This window comes from Schaalia canis (assembly GCF_003858455.1).
GTDB classification, from domain to species: Bacteria; Actinomycetota; Actinomycetes; order Actinomycetales; family Actinomycetaceae; genus Pauljensenia; species Pauljensenia canis.
The window spans coordinates 25275-40156 of sequence record NZ_RQZF01000001.1; the positions used below are offsets into that span (position 1 = coordinate 25275).

At 57.6% G+C, this 14882-nt stretch carries 12 protein-coding genes; 2 read left to right on the forward strand and 10 right to left on the reverse strand.

Annotated features, from left to right (window positions below):
- Positions 1-93: 93 nt before the first annotated feature.
- The 3 genes from ypfJ to EII11_RS00130 are packed head-to-tail and all read right to left on the reverse strand — an operon-like array spanning position 94 to position 3133.
- Complete coding sequence (gene ypfJ / locus EII11_RS00120; RefSeq protein WP_124867389.1) at positions 94-990, reverse strand: KPN_02809 family neutral zinc metallopeptidase; 897 nt, start codon at positions 988-990, stop codon at positions 94-96.
- Positions 991-992: 2 nt separating this feature from the next.
- Positions 993-2348 (reverse strand): tRNA guanosine(34) transglycosylase Tgt, encoded by a 1356-nt coding sequence (gene tgt, locus EII11_RS00125; RefSeq protein WP_124867391.1) that lies wholly within the window; start codon positions 2346-2348, stop codon positions 993-995.
- A complete protein-coding gene (locus EII11_RS00130) occupies positions 2345-3133 on the reverse strand; it encodes a queuosine precursor transporter (RefSeq protein WP_124867393.1) in 789 nt (262 codons plus the stop codon). Before EII11_RS00130 ends, tgt begins: the two co-directional genes overlap by 4 nt.
- Positions 3134-3280: 147 nt before the next feature.
- Here EII11_RS00130 and EII11_RS00135 point away from each other — a divergent pair, with 147 nt between their 5' ends.
- Positions 3281-4891, forward strand: coding sequence for an ABC-F family ATP-binding cassette domain-containing protein (locus tag EII11_RS00135; RefSeq protein ID WP_124867395.1), 1611 nt, complete (start codon positions 3281-3283; stop codon positions 4889-4891).
- Here EII11_RS00135 and metX read toward each other — a convergent pair.
- The 6 genes from metX to EII11_RS00165 form a co-directional block, all read right to left on the reverse strand.
- Positions 4888-6108 (reverse strand): homoserine O-acetyltransferase MetX, encoded by a 1221-nt coding sequence (gene metX, locus EII11_RS00140; protein WP_124867398.1) that lies wholly within the window; start codon positions 6106-6108, stop codon positions 4888-4890. The two genes, EII11_RS00135 and metX, sit on opposite strands and share 4 nt — an antisense overlap.
- A 355-nt stretch (positions 6109-6463) precedes the next feature.
- Positions 6464-7243, reverse strand: coding sequence for an amino acid ABC transporter ATP-binding protein (locus EII11_RS00145; protein ID WP_124867400.1), 780 nt, complete (start codon positions 7241-7243; stop codon positions 6464-6466).
- Positions 7240-8181 (reverse strand): amino acid ABC transporter permease, encoded by a 942-nt coding sequence (locus EII11_RS00150; RefSeq protein WP_124867402.1) that lies wholly within the window; start codon positions 8179-8181, stop codon positions 7240-7242. Before EII11_RS00150 ends, EII11_RS00145 begins: the two co-directional genes overlap by 4 nt.
- Before the next feature lie 72 nt (positions 8182-8253).
- Complete coding sequence (locus EII11_RS00155) at positions 8254-9189, reverse strand: ABC transporter substrate-binding protein (protein ID WP_124867404.1); 936 nt, start codon at positions 9187-9189, stop codon at positions 8254-8256.
- A 171-nt stretch (positions 9190-9360) separates the two neighbouring features.
- On the reverse strand, positions 9361-10059 hold the full coding sequence (locus EII11_RS00160; protein ID WP_124867406.1) for a DUF4191 domain-containing protein: 699 nt from the start codon (positions 10057-10059) through the stop codon (positions 9361-9363).
- Positions 10060-10212: 153 nt separating this feature from the next.
- Positions 10213-11418 (reverse strand): MFS transporter, encoded by a 1206-nt coding sequence (locus tag EII11_RS00165; protein WP_124867408.1) that lies wholly within the window; start codon positions 11416-11418, stop codon positions 10213-10215.
- Positions 11419-11602: 184 nt separating this feature from the next.
- Here EII11_RS00165 and EII11_RS00170 point away from each other — a divergent pair, with 184 nt between their 5' ends.
- Positions 11603-13003 carry a protein kinase domain-containing protein gene (locus EII11_RS00170; RefSeq protein ID WP_124867410.1) on the forward strand — a complete coding sequence of 467 codons (1401 nt, stop codon included), beginning with the start codon at positions 11603-11605 and terminating at the stop codon, positions 13001-13003.
- Positions 13004-13108: 105 nt separating this feature from the next.
- Here the strand turns inward: EII11_RS00170 and sucB are convergent, their stop codons facing one another.
- On the reverse strand, positions 13109-14863 hold the full coding sequence (gene sucB, locus EII11_RS00175; RefSeq protein WP_124867412.1) for a 2-oxoglutarate dehydrogenase, E2 component, dihydrolipoamide succinyltransferase: 1755 nt from the start codon (positions 14861-14863) through the stop codon (positions 13109-13111).
- Positions 14864-14882 lie beyond the last annotated feature (19 nt).

Consider the following 14882-nt stretch of genomic DNA (forward strand, 5'->3'; position numbering starts at 1 on the left):
GCGAGGCCGCCCCTGACACTTCCAGCGTAAAAAGACAAAGCCACGTGCTCACACGTGAGCGATCGGTGCGCGCCTTGCCCGTAGCGGCGCAGGTCAGAGCGAGCGGGCTTCCCACGTATTGCAGGCAGCAATAGAACCATTACTCAAGCCGTGCATCAGCCACTTCTGACGCTGCTCTGCCGAGCCATGCGTCCAAGACTCTGGATTAGAACTGCCCTGGAAGCGCTCTTGCAGACGGTCATCACCGATGGCCTGAGCGGTCTGCAGAGCCTGAGCAATTTCCTCTGATGTCGGCGTCTTGAGGAAGGCCGTTCCTGACTCTGGATCAACCGTGTTTGACGCCCAGTGCATCCACACGCCCGCGTAGCAGTCCGCCTGCAGCTCTGAACGCACGCCGCCACCATTGGGGCCAGCCTCGCGAGTGTTGTAGCGAGAAAAGACGCCCGAAATATTCTGGATGTGGTGACCCCACTCGTGGGCGACCACATACTCTTGCGCGAGAGGAGCGTTAGCGGCGCCAAAATCGCGTTCCATCTGAGTGAAGAAATCAAGATCGAGGTATACCGTGTGGTCGGCTGGGCAGTAGAAGGGGCCGACCGCCGAGGTCGCATTCCCACAGCCTGTCGATACCGAGTTCCTGAAGATCTCAAAGCCGGGCATCTTATAGGGCACGCCTGTCTGCTGCTGGGCCAACTGCGCATTCCACACCACGTCAAGAGAATCAGCAGTGGTGACCATACGGCACTCGGTGTAGGCATTCGCATCGGCGCCTGTCTTGCAATGAGACAGGTCAACGGCGCTTTGCGTGGGACCTTGAGCAACGGGGCTATCTGACAGCATCGAGGTCAGATCAATACCCGTGTACTGAGAGATCAGGAATAGTGCGATGACGCCCAGGATGGACCCGCCGCCAAGGCCTGCGGCGCGGCCTCGACCACCGGAGGTCCTCACTCGGGAGGAGTCTGATCGAACGCTCTCATTGAAACTCATGGTCAGCCTCTCTTTGCTGCCAAGGCGCCGACACGGTAGCGGCCCAGCATCTCGTCGCGGAATGACTCGTAGGTGCCTTCTGCAATGGAGCGTCGGATTCCATCCACCAAACGCACGGTGAACCACTCATTGTGGATCGTTGCGAGAGTGGAGGCCAGAATCTCCTTTGCCTTGAAAAGGTGGCGGACATACGCCCGGGTGAAGTGAGTGCAAGTGTAACAGCCACAGCCTTCAACCAGCGGGGTGAAATCTGAACGGAAACGCGCATTCGTGATGTTATAGCGGCCATCAGGCGTGTAAATGGACCCATTACGCGCCACACGAGATGGGTTCACACAGTCGAAGGTGTCGGCACCGGCCTCGACAGCGCGGAAGAAGTCATCAGGTTCTGAGATGCCCAACAAGTGGCGAGGCAGATCCTCGGGCAGCTCCTCACACACCCAGGAAACAATGGTGCCGAGGTTTTCTTTCTCCAGCGCTCCACCGACACCAAAGCCGTCAAAACGCTGGCCGTCAACCTCCATCTGGGCCAAAGTGCGGGCAGCTCGACGACGTAGATCCTCGTACTGGGCACCCTGAACAACGCCCCAGAGCTGCTGGTAGGGTCGGTGGGAGCGTTCCTCGGTCAGGCGCTTGTGTTCGCGCAGACAACGCACGGCCCATGCTTCCGTGCGATCCAGCGACTCCTCCTGATAGGAGCGTGGGTGCAACAGGGAGGTCAGCTCATCGAAAGCGAACATAATGTCCGAACCCAGCTCGTGCTGAATACCCATCGACACCTCGGGGTTGAAACGGTGGGCAGTACCATCAATGTGGCTGTGGAAGATCACGCCGTCATCGTCAACGACAGCGCGCGAGGCCTTCACCACCTGACGCAAGAGGGCCTCATTCGTGGTGTCGGCATTGCCGGAAAACTCCTCAGAGAGCACCTTCTTGAAGCCCGCGCCCAGGCTGAGGACCTGGAAGCCACCCGAATCGGTGTAGGTTGGCCCGCGCCAGCCCATAAAAGACCCCAGACCACCGGCGGCATCCACCAGGTCAGAGCCGGGCTGGAGGTACAGGTGATAGGCGTTGGCCAGGACAGCCTGAGCTCCAAGACCCGCCACCATTTCGGGAACGAGGGCCTTCACATTGGCTTTCGTGCCCACGGGGATGAAAGCCGGGGTAGCAATGTCTCCGTGGGCGGTGTGGATGACGCCGGTGCGTCCCAGGCCCGCACCAGTATCGAGGCGTTCGCCCAGGGTAAAGCCACGATCAGCGGTAACAGCAGGTGCCTCTAAAACGGGGAAAAAAGACGAAGCAGCAGCGGAGGTTTTCTCTGTCTCAGCAAGAGGAGCTTCGATCCAATGGGCGTTCATGCGGTGGGCTCCTGCGTGGTCGAGGGGGAAACGGAGGTGGCGGCAGGGGAAGACGCGAAAGAGGCTGCGGGAAGGCCGGTTGAGGGAGCCTCGTCCACGGAGTTTGTGAGTCCTTCAAAGCGACGCACCCAGGCGATCACACGGTAGGTCAACGGCAGAAGAATAATCTCCACACCAACCTTGTAGAGATAGCCAACGATGATGTAGTTGAGGAAATCAGCACCAGGGATAACCCCAAGGAAGGCGATCGTGCAGAAAATGATGGTGTCAGCAGCTTCACCTACCACCGTTGAACCGACAAGACGCGCCCACAGGTGCTTGTCACCCCAACGTTGACGGATGCGCACAAGAACCAGAGCATTAAGGAACTGACCGGCAAGATAACCGATCACAGACGCAGCAACGATACGCGGAACAAAACCAAGCACCGCTTCGAAAGCAGCCTGATTCTCATAACCGGGGCCGACGGGGGCAAGCTGGACAAGGAAGAACGCAAGGGATGCGAGCAGGGAAGCGGCAAAGCCTAAGAAAATCGCTCGGCGTGCCCGCGAGAAACCATAGATCTCAGCCAGGACATCCCCCAGGATGTAGGTGAAGGGAAAGAGGATTGCCCCGCCATCAAACACAAGATGAGCTGGACCTACGTCAATACCAATCACCTTCGTTGCCGCAATATTTGAGATCAGCAAGAAAGACACAAACATGACGACAACAACGTCGTAAGCGCGAGGAAGCGCAGGTGTCCGATTGAGCGCAGCGGCAGTAGATGAAGTCTGAGTAGGCATGAACTCTCCGGTGTCGATAGTCTTTCCCACCATTGTGCCTAATGACGCCTACTCCTCTCATCTTGATAGGGGTGGGAAGGCACACAACGCGTAGGGCGCTATGGGCGAAAGGCCAACACCCACGGGGCACACGGTAGAATTCCACGAGTGATTAACGTCCAGAACTTCTCCCTGCGAATCGGCGCCCGCGAACTTGTCAAAGACGCCTCCTTCCGCGTTGACAAAGGAATGCGCATCGGTCTTGTTGGTCGTAATGGAGCCGGGAAAACCACCACCATGCGCCTTCTCGCAGGCGAGGACGATCGCGGCATCGCAGAACATGAGGGCGTGATCAGCCGCTCTGGCACAGTCGGCTACCTTCCTCAGGACACCCAGGCCGGAGACCCGGAACAAAAAGCCCGCGAACGCATTATTTCGGTGCGCGGTATCGACACCATCATTGCCCGCATCCGCAAAGCCGAACGTGAGATGTCCACTAGTGAAGGGGCGCGCCAGGTCAAGGCGATGGAGCGCTATGTGCGTCTCGATCAAGAATTCACCAACGCGGGTGGATGGGCGGCTAACGCGGAAGCCTCGCAAATTGCCCATGCCCTGGGTCTGGAGGATCGCGTCCTTGACCAGCCTCTTGCCACGCTTTCTGGCGGGCAACGCCGCCGCGTTGAGCTCGCCCGTGTGCTTTTCTCCGGTGCTGACGTGCTGCTTTTGGATGAGCCCACGAACCACCTCGACCACGACTCCATTGTTTGGCTGCGTGACTGGCTTAAAACCTTCCCCGGAGGGGCCATCATTATCAGTCACGACGTGAAACTCTTGGGGGATACCGTCAACCAGGTGTTCTTCCTTGACGCCACCCGCGCCGTGATCGACATCTACCACCTGGGATGGACCGCCTACCTGCAGCAGCGCGCCGAGGACGAGCGCCGCCGCCGCCGTGAGCGCGCCAACGCCCTGAAGAAAGCTGAGCAGCTTCGCGCACAGGGGGAAAAGATGCGTGCCAAGGCAACGAAGGCCGTCGCTGCCCAGCAGATGCTCAGGCGCGCTCAAGAACTCCTTGAGTCTGTGGGCGAGGAACGCCAAGAAGAAAAAGTTGCCCGATTGCGTTTCCCTGAGCCTGCACCCTGTGGGCGGGTTCCTTTGAGTGCTGAAGATCTTTCCAAGTCCTACGGCTCCCTGGAGGTATTTGCTGGAGTTGATCTCTCCATCGACCGTGGAGCAAAGGTCGTTGTGCTGGGATACAACGGTGCCGGCAAGACGACTCTTCTGCGTATTTTGGCCGGTATTGAACAGCCCGATACCGGTGAGGTGCTTCCTGGTCACGGGCTTAAATTGGGTTACTACGCCCAGGAACATGAAACCTTGGATGGTGAAGCGACGGTCTATGACAATATGGCCCGCTCAGCCCCTGGTTTGGATAATACGCAGATCCGAAATGTTCTGGGACAGTTTCTTTTCTCTGGTGATGATGTAGAAAAACCGGCGTCGGTACTCTCGGGCGGGGAAAAGACGCGTCTGGCCCTGGCCACGTTGGTGGTATCGGCAGCTAATGTCCTCCTCCTGGATGAACCCACCAATAACCTGGACCCAGCATCGCGTGAGGAAATCCTCTCAGCACTGCGTACTTATGAAGGTGCCGTTGTCCTTGTTACTCACGACCCCGGTGCTGTTGAAGCGCTGAATCCTGATCGGGTTCTGCTCCTACCCGATGCCGATGAGGACCTCTGGGACGAGTCCTATCTGGATCTGGTGACGCTCACCTAATCGTTGAGTGCCGCATTGGCATAGAAACGGCAAATAGCATCGCTCACCTGATCGGATTCAATAAGAAAGCCATCGTGTCCACACGCAGAGGTGATCTCAACATAGTGGGCGCCCGGGATCACCTGCGCGCAGGCGCGCACTTCCTGCGGGTAGAAAAGGCGATCAGAGTCCACGCCAATGACAAGGGTTTCAGCGCGAACGCGGCCAAGGGCACGCTCAAGACCGCCCCTACCACGGCCGACATCATGTGTAATCATTGTCCGGCACAGGGCAACATATGAGCCAGCATCGAAACGACGCACAAGTTTTTCACCGTGGTAGTCCAGGTAGGAGGCAATGGCCAATCGGCCACCGACGAGCGGGTTCTCGCCTTGCTGAGCCTCGTTACCGAATCGCGCGGCAAGTTCTTCAGGGGCGCGATAGGTGGTGTGGGCGATCTGGCGTGCAAGAGCCAAACCGCGAGTAGGCGCTTCACCACTGGCGTAGTAGTCACCTCCTTGCCACGAGGGATCAAGAGTAATGGCCTGGATCTGCGTGTGTGCCCAGGCAGCCTGTTCGGCGCTGGCCCGTGCGCTGGAGGCCACAATAATGAGGCGTTCAAGACGCTCAGGGTAGCTCACCGCCCACTCGTAGGCGCGTTGGCCGCCCAGAGAAGCTCCAATGACAGTGTGCCAGCACTCAATACCAAGGTGGTCGGCAAGAAGCGCTTCAGCGTTCACCTGGTCGCGGGTGGTGAGTAGAGGGAAACGAGACCCCCACTCAAGTCCGTCAATGCTGGACGAGGACGGGCCGGTTGATCCCTGACATCCGCCCAGAACGTTTACGCCAACCACAAAGTGCTGTGTCGTGTCGATAGCGCAGCCTGGGCCAACGACCTCGTTCCACCATCCAGCAGTGGACTGTCCGGGAGTCGCTTCACCACCACTCCCACAGACATGAGCATCTCCAGTGAGCGCATGAAGGATGAGGATGGCGTTGCTGCGATCCTCATTGAGAGTGCCCCAGGTTTCGTAGGCCAGGCGCACATGCGGCAGGAAGTCGCCATTTTCTAAGGTGAGTCCACCGAGGTCAGCAAAGCGGCGTTCGCCGGCTGGATCGCCCTCTCTCCACCCTCCCTGACGGTGAGCCTGAGGCGCTGAAGATAATGGTGGAACGAGGGAGAGTGCGGGAGAGTTCTGCGTGTTGGCAGGAAGGAAAGGTCGGGCAGCAGCAGACATGGCGTTACCGTTCTGTTTTCTTCAAGGACCGTGGGGCATGTACCTACATCAACGTAGGGAGCACGCAGGGGCCGTAACGCTATTTCGATCTGAGCGCAGATATAAACCTGGGGCTAAGGCTGCGTGCTCAGCTACACATTCGACGCGTCAATCGAGAAAACATACGTTGAGTCTAAGTATCAATCTGGGTGAAGGTAACGTTCTTCTCACAATGAAAGACAGCGTATGAATGATGTACGACGTGTGTCGGTATTGTGATGATCTGCAGACTGCACTTCTTACAGCGAATAATGCGGGGCCCGTGGGCTCTGCACAATACCAGTGCATAGCCCACGGGCCACCCATTAATAGAGGATCACAAAACCTTGGAGAAAAACTCCTTGGTGCGCTCCTCCTGAGGACGATCAATCACCTGTTCAGGGGAACCTTGCTCGACAATGACCCCACCATCCATGAACACGACAGTGTCGGCAACTTCTCGAGCGAAGCCAACCTCGTGGGTAACGACAACCATCGTCATTCCTGACTCGGCAAGTTTCTTCATGACTGCCAAGACCTCGCCAACGAGCTCAGGGTCAAGAGCGGAGGTGGGCTCGTCAAAGAGCATGAGCTCTGGTTCCATGGCCAGCGAGCGTGCAATGGCGACACGTTGTTGTTGACCACCGGATAGTTCTGAAGGGTAGTGGTCGGCGCGATCAGCGAGTCCGACAAGAGCGAGTAACTCCTCAGCGCGAGCCTTCGCTTGGGACTGAGGAACCTTGGCGACGTGAATGGGCGCTTCCATGACGTTTTCCAATGCCGTCATGTGAGGGAAGAGATTAAATCGCTGAAAGACCATGCCAATCTTTGAGCGTTGTCGGGCGATCTCTTTATCCGGTAGATCGTGGAGCACTACCTGCCCGTTTTTTTCTTCCTCTCGATAGCCCAGCAGAGTGCCATCAACATACACGCGCCCGGCACTGATCGTTTCCAGTTGGTTGAGGCAACGAAGCAGGGTCGATTTACCTGACCCTGATGGGCCCAGAATGACACAGACTTCACCCGGTTGAACATCCAGATCCACACCGCGTAGCACATGGAGGTCGTCAAAGAACTTGTGGACGCCTCGGAGTGAGACCTTTGCTGAAGCGCTCATGGGGTTACCTCGATAAAGGGATCGTCATTGGTGGTGTGGGAGCGGTTGATCGCTGCCTGGCGATCGTGAGTGGGAGTAGGGGAGTCGCGTCGGTCAAAGCCCTTTCCGAAATGGCGCTCAATACGGCTTTGAACCATCATCAGCAACGTGGTGATAAGCAAGTACCACAGGGCGGCGGCAATGAGTAGCGGGATCGGCAAGAAGAGCGCCTGACCCTTTGTGCGCGCGACAAAAGTGAGTTCGTAGGTGTAGGGGATTGCGCTGACTAGCGAGGTGGTTTTGAGCATGGAAATTGTCTCGTTCCCAATCGGAGGAACGATGACACGCATAGCTTGGGGCAAGATGATGCGGCGGAAAATCATCGGACGCGGCATTCCCAGAGCTGTTGCAGCCTCCCATTGGCCTTTATCGACAGATAGCAGGCCTGCGCGAATGATTTCGGCAAGGTAGGCGCCTTCGTTGAGTCCTAAGCCAATGAAGGCCATCCACAGGGGGGTGAAGTAATCAATGGTAGGAAACTCGACGAAAGGTTCCATGAACGGGATGCCAATACCAATCGTGGGGTAGAGGCTGGGAAGCAAGGACCAAAAGATGAGCTGGGTGTAGATGGGAGTGCCGCGGAAGAACCAGATGTAGAAGGTGGCAACCGCTCGCAGAATGGGGTTGACCGACTGGCGCATGACAGCCATCGTGATAGCCAAAACGGTACCCAAAGCCATTGCGAGGACGGTGAGGAGCAACGTAAAGAAGACGCCGCTCACGATGGTCTGCGAAAAGACCCACTGTGCCACGACGTCCCATTGATAATTGGGATTCGTTGCCAGGGAGTGCACAGCGATGACAGCAATGAGGCCAATAAAGGCGGCAGAAACCCATCGTCCAGGCCGAGGGACAGGCTTTGCCTCGAGGAATTGGATTCCGTTGTTCACAGGGGGCATAAGAGAGGTCTTTCCGCGTGATGCAACGTCGTGGGATGCTCATATTGGAGCATCCCACGACGTGTGCTGTGGTCACTTACCGGGGTTGAGTTCTGCGGTTGTCAGTGCAGCATCTTCTGCGCCGTAGGCGCCGAGAATCTTGGCGAAATGGCCGTTATCCATGAGGTACTGAAGTGCGGATTGCACGGCCTTAGCCAGTTCAACATTGTCCTTAGCGACGGCGATCCCCTGAGGCTCAGACTCAATGACCTCACCGATCTGTTCGAGCTTGCCTTCGGCAAGTTCAACGGTAAAGCCAATCACCGTGGAGTCAGCCAAGGTGGCGTCGTATTGCCCACCAATAACCTTTGTTGCGATGGAGGTTTGGACGTCTTCCGGCTTGATCTCGATAGCTGCTTTGCCGTCAGCAACACACTTGTCAGAGAGCTCCTGAGCATAGTCTTGCTGATAAGTGCCGTTCTGGACGCCGATAGTGGTCCCGCAAGGGTCCTTCGGGTCAAATCCCTTCGGGTTTCCTGCTGCCACGGCATAGGCTGAGCCAACCTCAACGTAGGAGATCATGTTGACTTGCTCAAGACGCTCAGGGGTGATGGTGAAGGAAGATGCTGCCACGTCAAACTTCGTGCCGAGTGCGGGCAAGATGGTGGGGAACTCCGCATGGCTGGTTTGGCCGTCCTTGAGGCCCATCACCTTTGCGATGGCCTTAACCAGGTCAACGTCGTAGCCGACGGGGGTTTGACCGTCATCGCCACGGAATTCGCCGGGGGCATAGTCGGTGGAGGCGCCGTTGGTAAGAATGCCCTTCTCCTTGATGTCTGCAGGAACAAGGGCGGCAATTTCGGGAACCTCTGAGAGCGTCGAGACATCAAAGGGGGTGATGCCTGCAACGCCAGCGCCAGCGCTTGAATCGGCTGCGCTTTGTGTCGCACCGGTTGTGGGGTCTGCGCAGCCAGCCAAAGCCAGAGTAGCGGCAGCGGTGAAACCGATGAGTGCGTTCAGCTTCTTCATGGGAGTGCCTTTCTTTGTGGAGCAACTATGACAAGTATGCGCATATTCGCATAATATGCGTTGGGATGTCTCGATATAAGAGACACGGCATGCCAATGCTCCAAAACACCGCAGAGATGACAATGATGGCCCTCCCGACAGAACGGGAGGGCCATCATGCACGGAGGAAAATCAGCGTCCGCGTAATGCTCGGCGATTCATACGCACTCGATTGGGATCAATCCCCTTAGGAATAGGAGCGCTCTTTGAGGTCAAAGCATTCAGACGCTGACTCACAGAAGGCACTTCTTCACGGGTCAACACATTCTTAAACTTACGCAAACGTGACTGAAGGTCAGCGAGCCGAACCTGTCCCTCGCCGGTGCCAACCTGCAGGACATGCACGGGCACGTTCTGAGCCACACGCTGAACCTTCTTGCGTTCTGCTTCAAGCAGCGGACGAACGCGGGAGGATGGCCCCTCAGAAATCAATACGACACCAGGACGGCCAACAATACGCCACACCAGATCCTGCTCACGAGTGGCATTAATGGGTTGCTCGTGAACAATCCACCCACGCTTAATCTGGCTCAAAACGGCGTAGACGGCTCCAACGGTTCCTTCGATCTGCATGTACATCGCTCGGGGGGCGAAGTACGACAGAAGGAGGGTTGCAAGAAGGATGCCGGTCATCACACCCATGAGGATCCACAGGATAATGCTGCCCTCAGACAGAACAGCAATCACGATGCTCAGCGCAATCGAAACAACGACGACAGCAGCAAGTACCCATTTAAACCACGGGTAAGAGCGTGCAGTAATCCGATAAGCGTCGGCCAGATTGTGGTACCAACGACGCTTCTTCACGGGGGAGGGAGTCTTATCAGCCATAGCCCTTTGATCTTAGCGTGTTCTCCGACAATATGAATACTTCATGCCATGTGCTTGAACATGTCCACCCCGGTGTTTCTCCGTCTGCAGGCGAAAGACCACCCGGAAAAGACCACTCAGAGAGGGGCGAGGCTTCCCCACGCGAAAACCTCGTTACGTAGTAGCGCGCGAACGCGCAATAAGCGGAAGTGCGCTCAGCGCGGCCACCGCGCACGCCGCCACGGAGACAAGGAAAGCAGCGTGTGGACCCGCTTCGGAGGCAGCAAAACCACCAAAGATTGACCCCGCTGAGACTCCGATGGTGATAGCCGCAGGCATCGCCGTCATCGCAACCGCTAAACCTCCTGGGGGCGACAAACGTTCGGCATTGGTGAACGAGGTAACCAGCATGATGCCAATATTGAGACCGGCAAGGAAAAGCACGCCCGCAATCACCGCCATTGAGGAAAGCTGGCTGGCTATCCACATTGCCACCCCCGCAAAAAGAGCCGGAAAAGCGACTCGCATCGGTGGAGTCATGGACTCAGGAATCACCACTACCATGATCGCCATAATTGCTGAACCAATGCCCATCGCCCCATAGACAACACCAGCCTGCCCAGGAGCCCCAATAGCAGAAGCAAGAGCTGTAAGACCCGCCTGAGTGGAACCAAAGAGAGTGCCAATGGCAGTCATCGCAACAATCGCAGGGGCAATTGCCCATAGAACACGGGGAATACTTGGACGCCGTTGCCCCTCAGCAATCTGAGAATCAGTCAACATGCGCGGAGCATGGTAAGCAAAAAGGCCGCCTGCCACACTCACTAGAGCAACAGCAAGAGCGAGTGGAGCTGCGGGGAAAAATACCGCAGTGAGGCCAACTAGAACGGGGCCAAAGACAAACATCAGCTCGTCGACCATGGACTCGTAGGAAAACGCCGTAGCCAAAAGGCGCGGAGTCAACGAATGCGATACCCAGCGGGCGCGTGTAAGAGAACCAATTGGTAGCGATGTGAGGCCAGCAAGAAGGCAGGACAGCCATAGGCGCCAGTCTGACCACCCCATCAGGGCTGACAGTAGCAAAAGCCCTAATGACAGTGCCGATAGGGGCGTCATGATGAGAAGCATCCGCCTCTGACCGGCGTAGTCAGACCAGCGTCCGATAAAGGGGGAGGCGAGTGCTGTCGACAAAGAGACGACGCCGGTCGCGAGACCACCTAATGCCACTGAGCCGGTAGACGAAGTGATTGCACTCATCGTTCCTAAAGGAACCATGGCGTAAGAGGCGCGTGCCGCGGCTGCAACGAGGAGGCGGCGCCAACTGACGATCTGAGGGAGGGATCGGTAGTGCGCAAGAGCGCGGAAAGGTGAGGTTTGCACGTGTGTGCTCCGAATAATCGACTGCCCACAAGGGTCCCATCGTGGGGAGCATGTGGGCGTGCCTCGCGAGGCGAGGTAACGGGAGCCATTTTATCGCGTGAACGATGACTACGGGGACGGCAGAGTTATCCACAGATCGTGAGAGTCACTTGGAGAAGCGTGCAATAGTCACCATTCTTGAGTTATGGACGTCGATGGCTACGAAATTGGTGAGATTGCCTACCTCCGTGGAGGTGGGCCGCTGTGGGCTGCACGAGATGCACAGGGACGCGATGTACTTATCTCTTTTCATGCTCCAGCAGAAGGTGAAGAAAGAAGTGATCGCTGGCGGCAGTGGGCGAGTATTGCCAGTGCGCATGTTGCGGGTCTTCTTGATGTTGTTCGTCATGAGGACGGACGCTGGGCTTTGGTGCAAGAACGCATTGAGGGTGAGTCTCTCTCCATTCTTTTAGCTAATGGTGGCGTCCGCGAGAAAGCTGCTCGACATAGGATCTATCAGGGCATTTGCGAAGGCGTCGAGGCGATGCACCGCGTGGGTTTGGTGCATGGGGATCTCAGCCCAAATAACATCATCATCGCTCCGGGAAACAGGGCTGTCATCATCGACCTGTGTGACGATCCTGAGCTTCATGCTGGAACGGAGGGATGGAGCTCGCGGGAATCACCCAGCATGGAAGCTGATATTGATGCTGTTGAAAAAATACGCGATGCTCTTTTGGCCACAGAGGGGATCGGTGAGGTAAAGGATCCGGCGATTCGCCTGCGACTCCACGCCACGCTGCCGGAAACACAACTGCGTTCGCCTGAAAAGATGTTGAGCAGGAGGGAGCGCTCCGCTCGCGCATCTTCTGGAGCGCGATGGGGGCGAATACGTCCCGCGATTCTTCTGAGCGCCGGTATCGTGACACTGTCGATTCTCGCCGGAGCTGGATACGCTGTCGCAACAGCTCAAGGCGCCGAAAACGCCGCTTTCTCTACTCAAAAGACAAACACACAGGCGCCAAACACTCAGGCCCCAAACACACAAGGCGCGAGAGAACAGGGCGCAAGTACGCAGGGGCATCCTGGTACAAGGGACTCTGGCGCAGGGGAGTCAGGCGCAGGGGAGTCTGGCGCACTCGAATCGCGTGAAGTCGTCAAAGGAAAAAGCCTTGAGCAGCGTGCAGCGCACACGGAAAATCTCCCCTACGCAGAAGGAGTTGATCGAGGATCCTTCTGCGATGGCGATGAGATAGCGGCCAGAGTCAGCGCTATCATGACGCTTCGAGATCAGGCTTTCAACAAGGCTGATTCTGGCAGCTTGTCGCAAGCGCTTGATGGAGCCTTACTGAGTGCAGACGAAACTCTTATCCGTCGTCTTCGTGAGGAAGAGATAAGTATTCATGGCTTTACAACGGAGGTGAGAGCTTTATCTGTTCAGACCTGCACCGAGGATGTTGCCAGGGTGGAAGTTACCCTTCGTCAAAACGTTCACGAGCGTTGCCAGAAGGGGACATGCGTGCAGATCCCAGCAGGAGAGGAACAGATGCTCGCCCTTGACCTTGCCGGGAATCCGTGGAAAGCAGTGCATGCCCTTCAGAAGTAGCCTGATGCGCTCGTGGGGATCATGGCGAAGAAAAGGTGGGGGCCACACGCATGAGCGTGTGGCCCCCACCTTTAAGCCGCTGTCTTTAACGGCGACAGAGTAGCCTCAGGCGAGGTCCGCTTCGAAAGCTGCCTCCTCTAGGCGCTTCTTCACAGCCATGAGGTAGCGAGCCGCGTCAGCGCCGTCGACCAGACGGTGATCGTAGGACAGGGACAGGTACACCATCGAGCGGATGGCGATAGCGTCATTTCCTTCAGCGTCCTTGACCACCACGGGGCGCTTGACGATGGTTCCCACACCCATGATTGCGGTTTCAGGCATGTTAAGAACAGGGGTATCGAAGAGAGCGCCACCAGAACCAGTGTTGGTAATGGTGAAGGTCGAGCCGGTCAACTCTTCAACGCCGATCTTTCCGTCACGAGTGCGTGCAGCCAGGTCGTTGATGGAGCGGGCAATATCAGCAAGAGACTTTTCGCCAGCGTCCTTAATGACGGGAACGAAGAGGCCCTTGGGGGTGTCAACGGCGATACCAATGTGCTCGTGGCCGTGGTAGGTGACCTCGGTGTCATTGATAGAAGCGTTGATCTTGGGGTGGTAGGCAAGAGCTTCAGTTGCGGCCTTGACGAAGAAGGGCAAGAAGGTGAGCTTAGTGTTCTCGCGGGCCTGGAAGGCGTCCTTGTTGCGTGCACGCAGGGCTGCGATGCGGGTGACATCAACCTCGACAACGGTGGTGAGCTGGGCTGCGGTCTGCAGCGACTCCACCATGCGGCGGGCGATGGTCTGGCGCAGACGAGACATCTTCTCGGTGGTTCCACGTAGAGGTGAAGGCTCCTGAGCGGGGGCGGCAGGGGCAGCCGGCGCAGCAGGGGTTTGAGCGGGAGCTGCAGCCACGGGAGCGGGAGTAGCAACTGCCTGTCGAGCAGCAATAGCAGCTTCGACATCTTCACGACGGATGCGGCCGCCGACACCGGTGCCGGTCAAGGTGGCCAGGTCAATATCAGCCTCGCGTGCGAGCTTACGCACGATGGGGGTGACGTAGCCATTGATGGCCGAGGCCGGAGCGGGCACCTCGTCAGCCTTCACGCCAGCGCTTTGGGCTACGGGAGCCAAAGACTCAGCGGTGGGGAAGGAGTGCGCGGGGGCGGCAGGCGCGGCCGGAGCAGGGGCAGGGGAAGGAGCGGGAGCTGGAACTGGTTCGGCAACAGGTGCTGGAGTGGACTCAACTGCCGGAGCAGCTTCAGCAGCGGGAGCACCCGCCTGATCAGCAATAACAGCGAGAACAGTACCGACAGCGACAGTTTCATCTTCCTGGACGCGGATTTCTACGAGGTAGCCTGACACCGGGGAGGGAACCTCAGAGTCAACCTTATCGGTTGCCACTTCAAGCAGAGCTTCGTCAGCCTCAACCTTGTCGCCCACGGACTTGAGCCAAGTAGTGACGGTGCCTTCAGCAACAGATTCACCCAGCGCGGGCATCGTCACCTCGGTACCTGAAGCCGGGGTGGCGGCAGGTGCTGCGGCTGCCGGCGCAGCCGGTGCTTCAGCGGCGGGGGCAGCAGGTGCAGCCGGTGCAGGTGCAGCGGGGGCTTCTTCTGCAGCGGGTGCAGGGGCGGAGGCCTCGGAGGCATCACCAATCATGGCGATGGTGGTGCCAACCTCAACGGTTTCATCCTCACCAACGAGGATCTCCAGCAGAACGCCGGCGGCGGGGGAGGGGACCTCAGAGTCAACCTTATCGGTGGCGACTTCAACGAGGGGTTCATCCAGAGCGACGGTATCGCCCACGGACTTGAGCCAAGTGGTGACGGTTCCTTCGGCGACGGATTCGCCCAGGGCAGGCATAGTCACTGCGGTTGCCATTAGATTCTTCTCCTTGTTG

Coding starts and splice junctions, on each gene's coding strand:
- ypfJ (WP_124867389.1), bottom strand. CDS start 990: ATGAGTTTCAATGAGAGCGTTCGATCAGACTCCTCCCGAGTGAGGACC.
- EII11_RS00170 (WP_124867410.1), top strand. CDS start 11,603: ATGGACGTCGATGGCTACGAAATTGGTGAGATTGCCTACCTCCGTGGA.
- tgt (WP_124867391.1), bottom strand. CDS start 2,348: ATGAACGCCCATTGGATCGAAGCTCCTCTTGCTGAGACAGAGAAAACC.
- sucB (WP_124867412.1), bottom strand. CDS start 14,863: ATGGCAACCGCAGTGACTATGCCTGCCCTGGGCGAATCCGTCGCCGAA.
- EII11_RS00145 (WP_124867400.1), bottom strand. CDS start 7,243: ATGAGCGCTTCAGCAAAGGTCTCACTCCGAGGCGTCCACAAGTTCTTT.
- metX (WP_124867398.1), bottom strand. CDS start 6,108: ATGTCTGCTGCTGCCCGACCTTTCCTTCCTGCCAACACGCAGAACTCT.
- EII11_RS00150 (WP_124867402.1), bottom strand. CDS start 8,181: ATGCCCCCTGTGAACAACGGAATCCAATTCCTCGAGGCAAAGCCTGTC.
- EII11_RS00130 (WP_124867393.1), bottom strand. CDS start 3,133: ATGCCTACTCAGACTTCATCTACTGCCGCTGCGCTCAATCGGACACCT.
- EII11_RS00160 (WP_124867406.1), bottom strand. CDS start 10,059: ATGGCTGATAAGACTCCCTCCCCCGTGAAGAAGCGTCGTTGGTACCAC.
- EII11_RS00155 (WP_124867404.1), bottom strand. CDS start 9,189: ATGAAGAAGCTGAACGCACTCATCGGTTTCACCGCTGCCGCTACTCTG.